General features: G+C 44.1%; 1 protein-coding gene. It reads right to left on the bottom strand.

The features are described from left to right. The coding region (locus tag ACU8YE_RS25210) for a glucosaminidase domain-containing protein (RefSeq protein WP_446930290.1) at nucleotides 1–312 on the bottom strand (312 nt) is incomplete at its 3' end. Between the last annotated feature and the right edge of the window lie 137 nt (nucleotides 313–449).

Below are 449 nucleotides of genomic sequence, written 5' to 3'. Positions count from 1 at the left end.
GTAATCGCCTTTAATACCAAACAAATTGTAGTTTGGTTTCTGGCTTAATTTACTATTGCCGCTGCCACTTTCTAAAATTGCTTGAGCAATCATCACACTAGCATATAAGTTTTTGTCCTTGGCCACTTTCCGAGCAGATTCACCGATTTCTTGAATAAACTCTTCTGTCTTCTTCGTTTTGCTGACCGTAAACGTCTCATCGTCTTCCACTAACCCAACCGTTTCATTTGTAACTGGTGGGACTATTTCAGGCTGCGGTGTTGACGCTGCTGGTTGTTCTACTGGCTTTTCAGCTGGCGCTGTTGGTGTCACTGGTTTCGCCGGCTGTTTTGATTCAGAAGTACTCGTGCCAGGTTTTGGCTGTTCTTTAGAAGAACTTGGTGTGGTCGTTGGCGTGGTACTTGATTCAGTTGTACTTGTTGACGTAGAATCTGTGGTTGACTCTGTTG

The sequence above is a fragment of the Ralstonia sp. VS2407 genome, assembly GCF_052950655.1.
The sequence above is the reverse complement of the archived record's forward strand: the minus strand, read 5'-3'. Positions and strand labels throughout refer to the sequence as shown.